The 13149-nt window shown below is 66.5% G+C and carries 16 protein-coding genes; 5 read left to right on the top strand and 11 right to left on the bottom strand.

The window, feature by feature from the left end; all coding sequences use genetic code 11:
* Positions 1 to 18: 18 nt before the first annotated feature.
* Entirely contained in the window at positions 19 to 510 is a 492-nt protein-coding gene (gene yjgA / locus DOM67_RS12540) for a ribosome biogenesis factor YjgA (RefSeq protein ID WP_110676335.1), read from the bottom strand.
* Positions 511 to 612: 102 nt separating this feature from the next.
* On the opposite strand from yjgA, the gene pmbA reads away from it, so the two are divergent.
* Together pmbA and DOM67_RS12530 are read left to right on the top strand one after the other, a co-directional pair.
* Entirely contained in the window at positions 613 to 1953 is a 1341-nt protein-coding gene (gene pmbA, locus DOM67_RS12535) for a metalloprotease PmbA (protein WP_110676333.1), read from the top strand.
* A gap of 51 nt (positions 1954 to 2004) precedes the next feature.
* A complete protein-coding gene (locus DOM67_RS12530; protein ID WP_110676331.1) occupies positions 2005 to 3462 on the top strand; it encodes an oligopeptide:H+ symporter in 1458 nt (485 codons plus the stop codon).
* A gap of 86 nt (positions 3463 to 3548) precedes the next feature.
* On the opposite strand, the gene DOM67_RS12525 is transcribed toward DOM67_RS12530, so the two are convergent.
* The 10 genes from DOM67_RS12525 to DOM67_RS12480 form a co-directional block, all read right to left on the bottom strand.
* Positions 3549 to 3938 (bottom strand): hotdog domain-containing protein, encoded by a 390-nt coding sequence (locus DOM67_RS12525; protein ID WP_110676329.1) that lies wholly within the window; start codon positions 3936 to 3938, stop codon positions 3549 to 3551.
* Positions 3939 to 4007: 69 nt separating this feature from the next.
* Positions 4008 to 4277, bottom strand: a complete 270-nt coding sequence (locus DOM67_RS12520) for an HPr family phosphocarrier protein (RefSeq protein WP_110676327.1) — start codon at positions 4275 to 4277, stop codon at positions 4008 to 4010.
* Positions 4264 to 5178, bottom strand: a complete 915-nt coding sequence (rapZ, locus tag DOM67_RS12515) for an RNase adapter RapZ (RefSeq protein ID WP_110676325.1) — start codon at positions 5176 to 5178, stop codon at positions 4264 to 4266. Before rapZ ends, DOM67_RS12520 begins: the two co-directional genes overlap by 14 nt.
* Positions 5179 to 5185: 7 nt before the next feature.
* Positions 5186 to 5665 carry a PTS sugar transporter subunit IIA gene (locus tag DOM67_RS12510; RefSeq protein ID WP_110676368.1) on the bottom strand — a complete coding sequence of 160 codons (480 nt, stop codon included), beginning with the start codon at positions 5663 to 5665 and terminating at the stop codon, positions 5186 to 5188.
* Positions 5666 to 5675: 10 nt separating this feature from the next.
* Entirely contained in the window at positions 5676 to 5984 is a 309-nt protein-coding gene (gene raiA, locus DOM67_RS12505; protein WP_035473830.1) for a ribosome-associated translation inhibitor RaiA, read from the bottom strand.
* Positions 5985 to 6099: 115 nt separating this feature from the next.
* On the bottom strand, positions 6100 to 7524 hold the full coding sequence (locus DOM67_RS12500; RefSeq protein WP_110676323.1) for an RNA polymerase factor sigma-54: 1425 nt from the start codon (positions 7522 to 7524) through the stop codon (positions 6100 to 6102).
* Between the two features lie 412 nt (positions 7525 to 7936).
* The gene (gene lptB / locus DOM67_RS12495) at positions 7937 to 8662 is read right to left on the bottom strand and encodes an LPS export ABC transporter ATP-binding protein (protein ID WP_110676321.1); all 726 of its coding nucleotides are present in this window, start codon (positions 8660 to 8662) and stop codon (positions 7937 to 7939) included.
* Between the two features lie 31 nt (positions 8663 to 8693).
* Positions 8694 to 9224 (bottom strand): lipopolysaccharide transport periplasmic protein LptA, encoded by a 531-nt coding sequence (gene lptA / locus DOM67_RS12490; protein WP_110676319.1) that lies wholly within the window; start codon positions 9222 to 9224, stop codon positions 8694 to 8696.
* Entirely contained in the window at positions 9221 to 9817 is a 597-nt protein-coding gene (gene lptC / locus DOM67_RS12485) for an LPS export ABC transporter periplasmic protein LptC (RefSeq protein ID WP_232825241.1), read from the bottom strand. Before lptC ends, lptA begins: the two co-directional genes overlap by 4 nt.
* A gap of 37 nt (positions 9818 to 9854) precedes the next feature.
* Entirely contained in the window at positions 9855 to 10832 is a 978-nt protein-coding gene (locus DOM67_RS12480; protein ID WP_110676315.1) for a KpsF/GutQ family sugar-phosphate isomerase, read from the bottom strand.
* Positions 10833 to 11096: 264 nt separating this feature from the next.
* Between DOM67_RS12480 and DOM67_RS12475 the strand changes: the two genes are divergently transcribed.
* Genes DOM67_RS12475 through mlaD form a run of 3 tightly spaced genes read left to right on the top strand, consistent with a single transcriptional unit; the run spans position 11097 to position 13149 of the window.
* Complete coding sequence (locus DOM67_RS12475; RefSeq protein ID WP_110676313.1) at positions 11097 to 11912, top strand: ATP-binding cassette domain-containing protein; 816 nt, start codon at positions 11097 to 11099, stop codon at positions 11910 to 11912.
* A complete protein-coding gene (gene mlaE, locus DOM67_RS12470; RefSeq protein ID WP_110676311.1) occupies positions 11909 to 12691 on the top strand; it encodes a lipid asymmetry maintenance ABC transporter permease subunit MlaE in 783 nt (260 codons plus the stop codon). The genes DOM67_RS12475 and mlaE overlap by 4 nt, the downstream gene beginning before the upstream one ends.
* Positions 12688 to 13149 (top strand): outer membrane lipid asymmetry maintenance protein MlaD, encoded by a 462-nt coding sequence (gene mlaD / locus DOM67_RS12465; RefSeq protein ID WP_110676309.1) that lies wholly within the window; start codon positions 12688 to 12690, stop codon positions 13147 to 13149. The genes mlaE and mlaD overlap by 4 nt, the downstream gene beginning before the upstream one ends.

Below are 13149 nucleotides of genomic sequence, written 5' to 3'. Positions count from 1 at the left end.
GCGGCCGCGGCGGGCGACTCACAGCCCGACGGTGTCGCGTATCAGCTGGAACAGCTTGCGCGCGCTGGCCGGCGGCTTGCCGCGCTGGCGTTCGGCGCGGGCGTTGCGGATCAGCTGGCGCAGCGCCTGGCGGTCGACGCTGGGATGCGCCTCGATGAACGGTTCCAGCGCGGTGTCGTCGTCGATCAGGCGGTCGCGCCACTGCTCCAGCCGGTGGAAGGCGGCGTTGCGCTGGACCTGCTCCTGGTCGATCGCCTCGAAGGCGGCGCGGATCGCCTCGCGGTCCTCCTTGCGCATCACCTTGCCGACGTACTGCATGTGGCGCCGGCGCCCTTCGTGGGAGCGGATACGGCCGGTCTCCTCCACCGCGGCGATCATCTCGTCGGAGAGCGGCAGCCGCGCGCGCACCGCCGGGTCCAGGGCGATGATACGTTCGCCCAGCGCCTGCAGTTCCTGCATCTCTTTCTTGAGCTGTGTCTTGCTCGGGGGCGCAGCGTCCTCGAAAGTCATGTCATTACCATTTGCAGCGAGTCGGGGGCGCAGTATATCAGCCGCCGCTCGCTCGCCCAGGCCCGTTCACGCGGCCGGGGCACCATCGATCAGGAGTTTGCCATGAGTCAGGCCTTCGATGCCGCCGAACAGCAGTCACGCCTCGAGGAGCGGGCGACCCGGGCGCTGGCGCTCGCCGCCGAACTAGGCGCCGACGCCTGCGAGGTGGGTGCCAGTGTCGATCAGGGTATCGGCGTGGGGGTACGCCTGGGCGAGACCGAGAGCGTCGAGCTCTCGCGCGACCAGGGCATTGCGGTGACCGTCTATGTCGGCCAGCGCAAGGGTAACGCGTCGTCGTCGGATGCCAGCGATGCGTCGCTGCGCGCGGTGGTCGAGAAGGCGATCGCGATCGCCCAGCACACCGGAGAAGACCCTGCCGCGGGGCTTGCCGAGGCCGCGCTGATGGCCACCGAGCTGCCCGACCTCGACCTGCATCACCCCTGGGCGCTGGAGACCGACGACGCGCTGGCGCTGGCGCTGCGCTGCGAGCAGGCCGGGCGTGAGCGCGCCGGTATCACCAACTCGGAGGGCGCCAGCCTGTCATCGACCGAGGCGGTGACGGTCTACGCCAACAGTCATGGCTTTCTGGGCAGCCGTCGCGGCACCCGCCACTCGCTGTCGTGCCTGCTGATCGCCGGCAGCGGCGAGGGCATGCAGCGCGACCACGACTTCACCACGGCGCGCCGGGCGAGCGACCTGGCCAGCCCGGAGCAGGTCGGCATCAGCGCCGCCGAACGTACCCTGCGCCGGCTCGACGCCCGGCGCCCGCGCACCGGACGCTTCCCGGTGCTGTTCGCCCCCGAGATGGCGCGCGGGCTGGTGGGCAACCTGCTCAACAGCATTGCCGGTGGGGCGCTCTACCGCGAGTCCTCGTTCCTCTGCGACCAGCTCGGCGCGACGCTGTTCCCCGAGTGGTTCTCCCTCGGCGAGCGTCCGCGCGAGCGCGGCGGCATGGCGAGTTCCGCTTTCGATAGCGACGGCGTGGCCACCCGCGACAACGTCTTCATCGACGAGGGGCGTCTGGCCAGCTATATGCTGTCGGCTTACAGTGCTCGCCGCCTCGGCCTGCAGACCACCGGCAACGCCGGCGGAGCGCGCAACGTGCGCATCCAGGCGCCGACCACTGAGCTGGCGGCGCTGATGCGTCAGATGGGCACCGGGGTGATGGTCACCGAGATGATGGGGCAGGGGCTCAATCCCGTCACCGGCGACTATTCGCGCGGGGCGGCGGGGTTCTGGATCGAGAACGGCGAGATCTCCCACCCGGTGGAGGAGTTCACGGTCGCTGGCAATCTGCGTGAGATGTTCGCCGCCCTGCAGGGGGTGGGTGACGACATCGACCGCCGCGGCAGCGTGCACACCGGCAGCTGGCTGGTGGATGGGATGACGCTCGCTGGGCAGTAGGGCGGGGCGAAGTCAGGGAAACACGGCATCAAGGACGAAGTGGGTGAGGCTATGAATCAGTCCCGGCAAGCGGACGAGCCGCGTCAGTTCCTGGGCCACCCCTGGCCGCTGTCGACGCTCTTCGGCATGGAAGTGTGGGAGCGCTTCTCGTTCTACGGCATGCAGGCGATCCTGCTGATCTACCTCTACTACGAGAGTGCGCGGGGCGGGCTGGGCATCGCCGAGAGCGCGGCGTTCGGTATCGTCGGCGCTTACGGCAGCAGCGTCTATCTGGCGACCATCCTCGGTGGCTGGTTCGCCGACCGCGTGCTCGGTCCCGAGCGCACGCTGTTCTACTCGGGGGCGATCGTGATGGCGGGGCATGTGGCCCTGGCGCTGGTGCCCGGGGTTCCCGGGGTGACGCTGGGGCTGTGCCTGGTGGCGCTGGGCAGTGGTGGGGTCAAGGCGACCTGTGCCGCGCTGGTCGGGTCGCTCTACGCTCCAGGCAGCCCCAAGCGCGACGCCGGCTTCTCGATCTTCTATCTGGGGATCAATCTCGGCGGTTTTGCCGGGCCGCTGCTGACCGGCTATCTGCAGAGCAGCGCCGGCTTCCACTACGGTTTCGGTATCGCCGCCATCGGCATGGCGCTGGGGCTGATCCAGTATGCCTTCGGTCGGCGTCATCTCGCCGAGGCGCAGCGCCATCCGCCGATGCCGCTGGCGGCGGGGGAAGCCAAGCGTTATCTGTTCGGTGCGATCGTGGCGTTGGCGCTGCTGGCGGCAGCGCTCGTGTTCGGTTGGCTCCGGGCGGACACGCTCACGGATGTGATCCTCGGCGTGATCGTGGTCACCACGCTGGCCTACTTCGTGGTCATTCTGCGCTCGGCCCGGGTGTCGGCGCTGGAGCGCCGCCGGGTACTCGCCTTCGTGCCGCTGTTCATGGCCAGTGCGGTCTACTGGGCGCTCTATGTGCAGTCCTACACGGTGATCGTGGCGTTCTTCGACCAGCGGGTGGATCGCCAGTTGGGCGGCTGGACGATACCGGTAGGCTGGCTGACCTCGGTACAGGCACTCACCATCATCCTGCTATCCGGGGTCTTTGCCTGGCTGTGGTCACGCCTGGGCCAGCGCCAGCCCTCGTCGGCGGCCAAGTTCGTGATCGCGATGCTGGTGATCGGCGCTTCGTTCTTCGGCTATCTGCCCTGGCTGGGCACGGATGCCGTGGGCATGCCGCTCTGGGTGCTGGTACTGCTGCTGCTCGGCTTCACGGTCTCCGAGCTGTGCCTGTCGCCGATCGGGCTATCGGTCACCACGCGGCTGGCGCCACGCGCGATGCAGACCCAGATGATCGCGCTCTTTTATCTGTCGCTGTCGCTCGGTTTCGCCGCCGGCGGACGTGCCGGCGAGTGGTACACCCAGCGCACGGAGGTGGTCTATTTCATCACGCTGGGCACGGTGAGTCTGATCGCCGGTGTGCTGCTCGCGCTCTGCCTGCCGGCGATTCGCCGCGCCAGCGCCGGCACCGAGTGAGCGCCGGCAGCGAATAAGCGCTGTTATCGAGCAAGTACCGGCGGTACCCCGGGCGCCGCGGGTGTGGCGTCCGGGGGATGGCGGTATCAGCTGTCGAGGCGATCCTTGACGTAGGTGATCTCGCTCTTGCCGTGGGGCACAGGTTGGCCGTCGGCATCGAGATTGACGAATACCATGCGATCGATCGTCAGAATGCTCTTGCGGGTGATCTTGTTGCGGACATGGCAGGAGAGCGTGATCGAGCTGGTGCCGAAATGGGTCGCGGTGAGGCCCAGCTCGATGATGTCACCCTGACGTGCACTGGAGACGAAGTTGATCTCCGAGATGAACTTGGTGACCACGTTGGCGTTGTCGAGCTGAATGATGGCGTAGATCGCGGCTTCTTCGTCGATCCAGCGCAGCAGACTGCCCCCGAACAGCGAGCCGTTGGGGTTGAGATCCTCGGGCTTGATCCATTTGCGGGTATGGAAGTTCATGCACGGCTCCTGGGGGCGACGGTAGGCGTCGGGGCATTGACGTTGAAGGATTGCCGCTATCGGCGGGACCTATTCATCCTCGTGGAAGCGGGCCTCGAACAGCGCGGTGATCGCCTCCATCGCGGGTTCCGCTTCGTCACCTTCGGTGACGATCACCAGCGGCGTGCCGCAGGGCGCGGCCAGCATCAGCAGCGACATGATATTGGCGGCGTCGGCGATACGCTCGCCGTGGTGTACCGCGACCCGGGCGGCGAACGGCTGACAGCACTGCACCAGCTTGGTCGCGGCCCGGGCGTGCAGGCCGCGGCGGTTGGTCAGGCGCAGTTCACGCGTCGGCATTGCCACCCCGCTCGGCAGGCATGTCATCGGAGAGGGCGGTGTGCACCCCGAGTTCGCGATGGCGTAGACGGATATCGACGTCGTCGTGACGGAAGTGGTGCGCCAGGCGCTCGATCAGGTAGACCGAGCGGTGATGACCGCCGGTGCAGCCCACCGCGACGGTGAGGTAGCTGCGGTGGCTGGCCAGGTAGGCCGGCAGCCAGCGGATCAGCCAGGCATGGATATCGCCGGCCATGGCGTGCACGTCGGGGTACTGCTCGAGAAAGGTGACGATCTCGCCGTCGCGGCCGTCGAAAGCACGCAGGTTCGGGTCCCAGAACGGGTTGGGCAGGCAGCGCACGTCGAACACCATGTCGGCATCCAGCGGTACGCCGCGCTTGAAGCCGAACGATTCGAAGGTGAGCGTGAGGCGGCCGCCGCTGTGACGCGCGACCTGTTCGCTGATGCGGGCACGCAGGTCGTGGACCGAGAGACCGCGGGTATCGATCACCAGATCGGCGACCCGGCGGATCGGCGCCAGATAGCCCTGCTCGTTGTCGATCGCCTCGGCCAGCGTCATGTCGTTGCCGCGGGTCAGCGGATGGCGACGACGGGTGGCGGAGTAGCGTTCGAGCAGCACCTTGGCGTCGGCGGTGAGGTAGATCACCTGGGTGTCGATGCCGCGCTCGCGCACACCTTCGAGCAGCACCGGGAAGCGCTCCAGCGCCTCCGGCAGGTTACGCGCATCGATGCTCACCGCCACATTGGGCCGCGACGGCGGTGCGGCCCTGAGCTCGTCGATCAGCGGCGCCAGCAGATTGGTCGGCAGGTTGTCGATGGCGTAGTAGCCGAGATCTTCCAGCGCCTGCAGCGCAATGGATTTTCCCGACCCCGAGCGGCCACTGATGATGACGAGTCGCATGCAGTCTCTATCCGTCTTCGCTGTCCTGATGATGGCGAATGGCGTCGATCAGCGTGTCGTGGAGCGCGTGCTGCGAGCCGGCCTGGCGCAGCTTCTGGCGCACGCTGCCCTGATTCATGATGCCGGCGACCTCGGCCAGCAGCGAAAGGTGGGCGTCGTCGGCCTCCTCCGGCACCAGCAGCACGAACACCAGATCCACCGGCTCGCCATCGATGGCATCGAAGTCGATGGCATCCTCGAGGCGCATGAAGCCAGCCAACGGCGTCTTGCAGTGCGGGCTGCGGGCGTGCGGGATGGCGACCCCGTTGCCGATGCCGGTGCTGCCCAGCCGCTCGCGTCCGATCAGGCGGCTGAACACCTCCTGACTGTCCAGGCTGGGCGTATTCTGGGCGATGAAGGTGCTGAAGAATTCCAGCAGACGCTTTTTGCTGCCCCCCGTCACACCGTAGAGGGTGCGTTCGGGGGGCAGGATGGTTTCCAGAGTGATCATCGGGGAATTAGCGGGCGCCTGCGCCTTGCGCGCGGGCCTGTGCCTTCTCTTTGTGTTTGACCAGCTGGCGGTCCAGCTTGTCGGTCAGGGCGTCGATCGCGGCATACATGTCGATATCGCTGGCTTCGGCATGAATGTCGCCGCCCGCTGCGTGTAGCGTGCAGGCCGCTTGCTGACGCTCTTTCTCGATGCTCAACGTCACCTGAACGTTGGTGATGTTGTCGTAGTGGCGCTCCAGACGTGCGAGTTTCTCGTCGACGTAGTCCCGCAGGGCGTCGGTCAGTTCGACATGGTGGCCGGTGACGTTCACTTGCATGGCGCGCTCCTGTTGCGGCTTATGTGGCACCTCTGATTGTAACCCTTTTCTCCGCGCTGCAAAGGGATCGCGGACGATTGATCGCCATGCGCTCGCGTGAATTCTAAAAGTCCAATCAAGACAGTCGCTTACGTTCGCTCGAGGCGGGGATGCCCATGGCCTCGCGGTACTTGGCCACGGTGCGCCGGGCGACGCTGATGTCGGCCTGCGCCAGCAGCTCCACCAGCTTGCTGTCGGAGAGCGGCTTGCGCGGTGACTCCTCGCCGATCAGCTTCTTCAGGCGTGCCCGAATCGCGGTGCTGGAGACGCTGTCGCTCTCGCCGCGTTGCCCCACCTGACTGGAAAAGAAGTACTTGAGTTCGAACACCCCGCGCGGCGTGTGGATGAACTTCTGCGTGGTCACCCGCGAGATGGTGGATTCGTGCATGTCGACGCTGGTGGCGATGTCGGCCAGGATCAGCGGCTTCATCGCCTCTTCGCCGCGCTCGAGGAAGTCGACCTGGCGCGCCATGATCTCGCGCCCCACCCGCAACAGGGTGTCGTTGCGGCTGGAGAGGCTCTTCATCAGCCAGCGCGCCTCCTGCAGGTGCTGGCGCAGAAAGGTGTTGTCGTCGCTCTTGTCGGCGCGCCGGATCAGCGCGGCGTAGTCGGGCTGGATGCGCAGCCGCGGCAGCGCCTCGGCGTTGAGCTCGATGCGCCAGCCATCGCGGGTCAGGCGTGCCACCAGATCCGGGATCACATAGTCCTGCTGGCTGTGGTCGAAGGCCTGGCCGGGGCGCGGGTCGAGGGTGCGGATGGTGGCGATGACGCGGTCGAGCTCGTCGTCGTCGAGGCGCAGGCGGCGCTTGAGCTGGCGCCGGTCGTCGCCGGCCAGCGCCTCCAGGAACTGGCGCACCAGGCGCTTGGCCTGGGGCAGCAGTGGGGTATCGCCGGGCAGCGCGCCGAGCTGCAGCAGCAGGCATTCGCGCAGATCGCGGGCGCCCACGCCGGTGGGGTCGAACTGCTGCAGCCGCAGCAGTACGCGCTCGAGGTCGGCGCTGGTGCACGGCTCCGAATGCTGCTCGCGCAGCCCCGCGGTGAGCTCGTCGAGGGTGCCCTCGAGATAGCCGTTGGCGTTGATGGCGTCGATCAGGTAGTCGCCGATGAGCCGTTCGCGGGGATCGAAATCGCCCATGGCGAGCTGCCAGGCGAGATGGTCGTGGAGCGTGGTGCCGGCGGCGTTGCGCTCCAGGTCCGGCCACTCGTCGGCGCCGGCCGGGGCGGCGCTGGCGGCGATGTCCTGATAGGTGTCGCTCCACTCGCTGTCGAGGGCGAGCTCTTCGGGAATATCGCTGGCCCACTCCTCCTCGGGCGTCTCGCTGGCCGCCTGCTCGGCATACTCTTCGTCCAGCTCGAGCATGGGGTTGGCCTCGAGCGCCTGCTGGATCTCCTGGCGCAGATCGAGCGTCGACAGCTGCAGCAGCTGGATCGCCTGCTGCAGCTGTGGCGTCATTGTCAGCTGGGCGCCGACACGCAGTTGAAGTGAAGGTTTCATGGACATGGCATGGACACGGGAAAGGGCCGCGGTGGCCGTCGATAGGTTAACCCTACGTTACTGACTGCCCCGGTGGGATGCAACGCTTTGAGCGCTAACTTTATGCAAGAAATATGCCACGGTGCGTTCGGCTTGGGTGTGCAGAGGCTTTGAGAGGTGCGCCGCCCGCCGCGAGTGACGCAGTGGGCTGGGGAGGCGGAAGGGCCTTGGCGCGACGCTGGACTTTGTACGCAAAGTCGGCGAGCGAAGGCCATACCGGGGCGCGTAGCTAAGGCAAAAATCGGCGAAAACGGACCGGTCTGGCGCTCCAGTTTACGGGGTGTAAATGAGCATTTTGACGGGGGCGCCGACCTCGGGCTGGCGATCCCGCCGATTTTTAACGCCGAATTGTCGAGCGCAGGTAGTTTGCGTCTCGAGTCTAGAGTCGGAACTCGTGCCCCAGATAGACATCGCGCACGCGCTGATTGTCGAGGATTGCCTCCGGGCGCCCCTCGGCGATGATCTGTCCATCGCCGACGATGTAGGCGTTGTCGCAGATATCCAGTGTCTCGCGCACGTTGTGGTCGGTGATCAGCACGCCGATCTCACGATCCCGCAGCTGGCGGATGATGTTCTTGATATCGCCCACCGAGATCGGATCGACCCCGGCGAAGGGTTCGTCGAGCAGCACGAAGGCGGGCTCGGTGGCCAGTGCCCGGGCAATCTCCACCCGCCGCCGCTCGCCACCGGAGAGCGACATGCCCAGGTTGTCGCGGATATGGTCGACGTGGAAATCGCCCAGCAGCTGCTCCAGGCGGTCGCGGCGCCCGGCGCGGTCGAGATCCCGGCGCGTCTCCAGAATGGCCATGATGTTGTCGGCGACGCTGAGCTTGCGGAAGATCGAGGCCTCCTGCGGCAGGTAGCCGATGCCGGCGCGGGCGCGCTCGTGCATCGGCGCGCGGCTCAGGTCGCGATCGTCGATGTGCACGCTGCCGGCGTCGGACTTGACCAGCCCCACGATCATGTAGAAGGAGGTGGTCTTGCCCGCGCCGTTGGGGCCGAGCAGGCCGACGATGCTGCCCTGGCGCAGGGTCAGGCTGAAGTCGTGGACGACTCGACGCCCCTTGTAGCTCTTGGCCAGATTGGCGGCCGTTAGCGTTTTCATCGCTGGATTCCTTGCCTCGCGAAAGGGTGCGTCACTGCGTCTGCTGGCGCGGCGTGAGCGTCATGCGCACGCGGCCGTCGCCGCTGCCGTCGCCACTGGTGCTGGAGCGCGCGTTGACCCTGCGCGAGTTGAGATAGTACTCGACGTAGGCGCCATCGAAGGTGTCGCGTGCCTGGTGCAGTTCGGCGTGACCGATCAGCTCGACCCGGCGCTCGGCGGCGTGGTAGATGATCTTGTCGCCCCAGCCCTTGACCAGGGCTTCGTCGGGGGCGGGCTTCTGCTCCAGATAGGCGCGCTCGCCACCGCCACCGGTAGCGGTCACCAGGCTGACTTCGCCATTCTTGCCGCGCTTGATCTCCACTCGAGCGGCCTTGAGCTGCATGCTGCCCTGCTGCATGTCGACCTTGCCGGTATAGACGGCGGTGCCTTGGCGATCGTCGAGTTCGAGCTGGTCGGCGGCGATCTCGATCGGCGCCGAGGCGTCGCTCTCCAGCGCCAGGGCAGGCAGGCTGGAGAGTCCCAGTGCGGTCAAGACCAGCAGTTGGCCGAGTTCTCGCCTCATGATCCTTGATCCTCAGATTGCTGTGGCAGGCGGCCCTGCACGTTATCGGTCAGACGCATGCGGTTCTGGTTGATCCAGGCGTCGAAGCGATCGCCACGCATGGTCTGGTTATGCTGACGCAAGACGGAGGAGGTGTCACTCCAGGCGTGCGCGCTGCGGTTGTCGTAGTGGAGGGTCTGGGTCTCCAGGCTCCAGGCCTTGGTCGGCTGCACCAGGCGTGCGTTGCCCTCGAGGGTGAGCAGGTTGCCGTTATCGGCCAGCCGGCCCTGGTCGCCGGTGATCTGCCACTCACGCTGATCGTCGTCGATCAGATAGCCGTGGGGCTTCTCGGCCCGGATCACGTCGTCGGCCGGGGTGTGCACCATGCGGGGCGTATCGAGGCGCTGATAGGCGCGGCCCTGCTCGTCGAAGCGCGTCATCCGCGCATCTTCGAGAAAATAGTCCGGCTCGCCGGCGGGATCGCTGGGCGCCGGTGCCGGGGCGCGCTCGTTGCGCTGGTCGAGATAGGCGAGCCCGCCACCGAGGGCCAGCAGCAGGGCCAGCAGACCGAGGCGGCGCCACCAGGGGGAGCGAGTTCGTGGCGTGGCTGTCACGCGATCTCCTTCGGCATCGGGGTTAGCAGCGGCCATCTCAGATCACGCCGCTGCGCAGCAGGTCGTGCATGTGCAGGGCGCCGATCGGGCATCCCGCCTCGACCACCGCCAGTGCGGTGATCATGTTGTCCTCCATGATGCGCACCGCCTCGGCGGCGAGCATGTCCGGGGCTGCCGTCTTGCCGCCGCGGGTCATGACGTCATCGACCTTGAGCAGGTCGAAATCGCCACGCTGGTCCAGCGTGCGGCGCAGGTCGCCGTCGGTGTAGACACCGACCAGGCGCTGATGTTCATCCACCACGCAGGTGAAGCCCATGCCCTTGCGCGTCATCTCCAGCAGGGCCACGCGCAGGGGGCTGCCGGCGGGCACGCAAGGCAGTCGCTCGCCGCCATGCATCAGATCGCTGACGCGCAGCAGCAGCCGCTTGCCCAGGGTGCCACCGGGGTGCGAGAGGGCGAAATCCTCGGGGCTGAAGCCGCGCGCTTCGAGCAGGGCCAGAGCCAGGGCGTCGCCCATCGCCAGGGCTGCGGTGGTCGACGAGGTGGGGGCGAGGTCGTGCGGGCAGGCCTCGCGCGAGACGCCCGCATCGATATGCACGTCGCTGTAGCGCGCCAGGGTCGAGTGGGGGCGGCCGGTGAGGCTGATCAGCGGTGCGCCCAGGCGCTTGAACAGTGCGATCAGGCCAGTGATCTCCTGGGTCTCGCCGGAGTTGGAGAGGGCGATCACCACGTCACCCTCGGTCACCATGCCCAGATCGCCGTGACTGGCCTCGCCGGGGTGCAGATAGAAGGCCGGCGAGCCGGTGCTGGCAAAGGTGGCCGCCATCTTTCGCGCAATATGCCCGGACTTGCCCATACCGGTGACGATGATCCGACCGCGGCACTCGAGCAGCGTGCGACAGGCGTGGTCGAAGCTGACATCGAGCTTGTCGATCAGCTCGTTCAGGGCCTGCTGCTCGAGGGTGAGGGTGCGCCGGGCGCTGGCGCGGAAGTCGAAGGTGGCGTCGTGGATCATGGTCCTGCTCTGTGATTCTGCTGTGTCACGGTGAGTGGCCGGGGCGGGAGCGAAGCCTCGGCTGCCGCGCGGGCATCGGGTGGCGTCCGGGCGCGGACACGCTAGGGTTTAGTCAGTATACCGTTGATCGCCTGCACTTTGGGCACTCGCTGCCGCGGCGGGGCAAGATCGCGCCTGACGATGAGCATGCTCATGGCTGGCTGCGCTCCGCCAGGTTAGGATACAATGTTCGATAATCTTTCGAACCAGAGTGGTGGAGGGTGCATGAATGACCCGATTATGGTCGAGGTCAAGGATCTGCATTTCGCCCGCGGTAACACCGAGGTGTTTCGCGGCGTCGATCTGCAGATTCCGCTCGGCAAGATAACCGCCATCATGGGGCCGAGTGGCACCGGCAAGACGACCCTGCTCAAGCTGATCGGCGGGCAGTTGACCCCTGACCGCGGTCAGGTGCTGATCGGGGGGCAGGATGTGCACGAGCTGCCGCGGCGCTCGCTGTTCAAGCTGCGTCGGCGTATGGGCATGCTGTTCCAGAGCGGCGCGCTGTTCTCCGATCTGGACGTGTTCGAGAACGTGGCTTTCCCGCTGCGCGTGCACACCGAGCTGCCCAACGCCATGATTCGCGACATCGTGTTGATGAAGCTGCAGGCGGTGGGGCTGCGCGGTGCGCGCCATCTGATGCCGTCGGAACTCTCCGGTGGCATGGCGCGGCGTGTGGCGCTGGCGCGGGCGGTGGCGCTGGACCCGGACCTGGTGCTCTACGACGAGCCTTTCGTGGGCCAGGACCCGATCTCGATGGGTGTTCTGGTGCAGCTGATCAAGAAGGTCAATCAGGCGCTGGGGCTGACCGCGATCGTGGTCTCCCACGACATCAAGGAGACGCTCTCCATCGCCGACTACGTCTATATCATCGCCGACGGCAAGGTCATGTCTCACGGCACGCCACAGACGCTTGACGTCGACGATGACGCCCACGTCCGCCAGTTCGTCCATGGTGAGCCCGACGGGCCGGTGCCGTTCCACTATCCGGCGCCGGACTTCTACGACGATATTCTGGCACCCGCGGGGCAGTTTTCATGATCGATCGTATCGCCGCACTGGGCCGGGGCACGCTCGACGTGCTCATGGCGATCGGGCGCGCCGGACTCTTCCTGGTGCAGTCCGTGTTCTGCCTGCCCTCGCGCGAGGGTTTCCATCTGTGGCTGCGCCAGATGCACTTCGTTGGGGTGATGTCGGTGGCCATCGTGCTGGTGTCTGGGCTGTTCATCGGCATGGTGCTGGCACTGCAGGGTTACACCATTCTGGTGGGCTTTGGCGCCGACGAGGCGCTGGGGCAGATGGTAGCGCTGTCGCTGGTGCGTGAGTTGGCACCGGTGGTCGCGGCGCTGCTGTTCGCCGGCCGCGCGGGCTCGGCGCTGACCGCCGAGATCGGCCTGATGAAGGCCACCGAGCAGCTCACCAGCATGGAGATGATCGGGGTCGACCCGCTGCGCCGCATCGTCGCGCCGCGGCTGTGGGCCGGTTTCGTGTCGCTGCCGATCCTCACCGTGATCTTCGCGGTGGTCGGTATCTGGGGCGGCTATCTGGTCGGCGTCGACTGGCTCGGCGTGTATGACGGCTCCTACTGGAGCAACATGCAGGACAGCGTCGACTTCGTCGGCGACGTGCTCAACGGTATGGTCAAGAGTCTGGTGTTCGGCCTGGTGGTGACCTGGATTGCGGTATTCCAGGGCTATGACCTGGTGCCCACCTCGGAAGGCATTTCACGCGCGACCACCCGCACGGTGGTCTACGCTTCGCTCGCGGTACTGGGCCTCGATTTCGTGCTCACCGCCTTGATGTTTGGAGATCTCGGATGAAGCGCAATAGCGTCCTCGAACTGGGTGTCGGTCTGTTCATGCTGGCCGGCATCCTGGGGCTGGTGTTCCTCGGGCTGCGGGTCAGTGGCCTGAGCTTCGGTGTGCCCCAGAACACCTTCACGTTGACGGCCAATTTCGCCAATATCGGCGGGCTGCGCCCGCAGGCGAAAGTGAGCATGTCGGGCGTGCGGATCGGCAAGGTGACCGATATCGAACTCGATCCCAAGTGGTTCGACGCCAAGGTCACCATGCAGATCGATGCGCAGTACGACGGCAAGTTCTCCGACGACACCACGGCGGCAATTCTCACTGCCGGCCTGCTCGGCGAGCAGTACGTCGGCCTGACCGTGGGCGGTTCGCCCAAGATGTTGCACGATGGAGATGTCATTCACGACACCCAGCAGGCGCTGGTGCTGGAGCAGTTGATCCAGCAGTTCGTGTCGAACATGGCCAAGTGA

The sequence above is a fragment of the Salinicola sp. RZ23 genome (genome assembly GCF_003206675.1).
Classification (GTDB): domain Bacteria; phylum Pseudomonadota; class Gammaproteobacteria; order Pseudomonadales; family Halomonadaceae; genus Salinicola; species Salinicola endophyticus.
The sequence above is the reverse complement of the archived record's forward strand: the minus strand, read 5'-3'. Positions and strand labels throughout refer to the sequence as shown.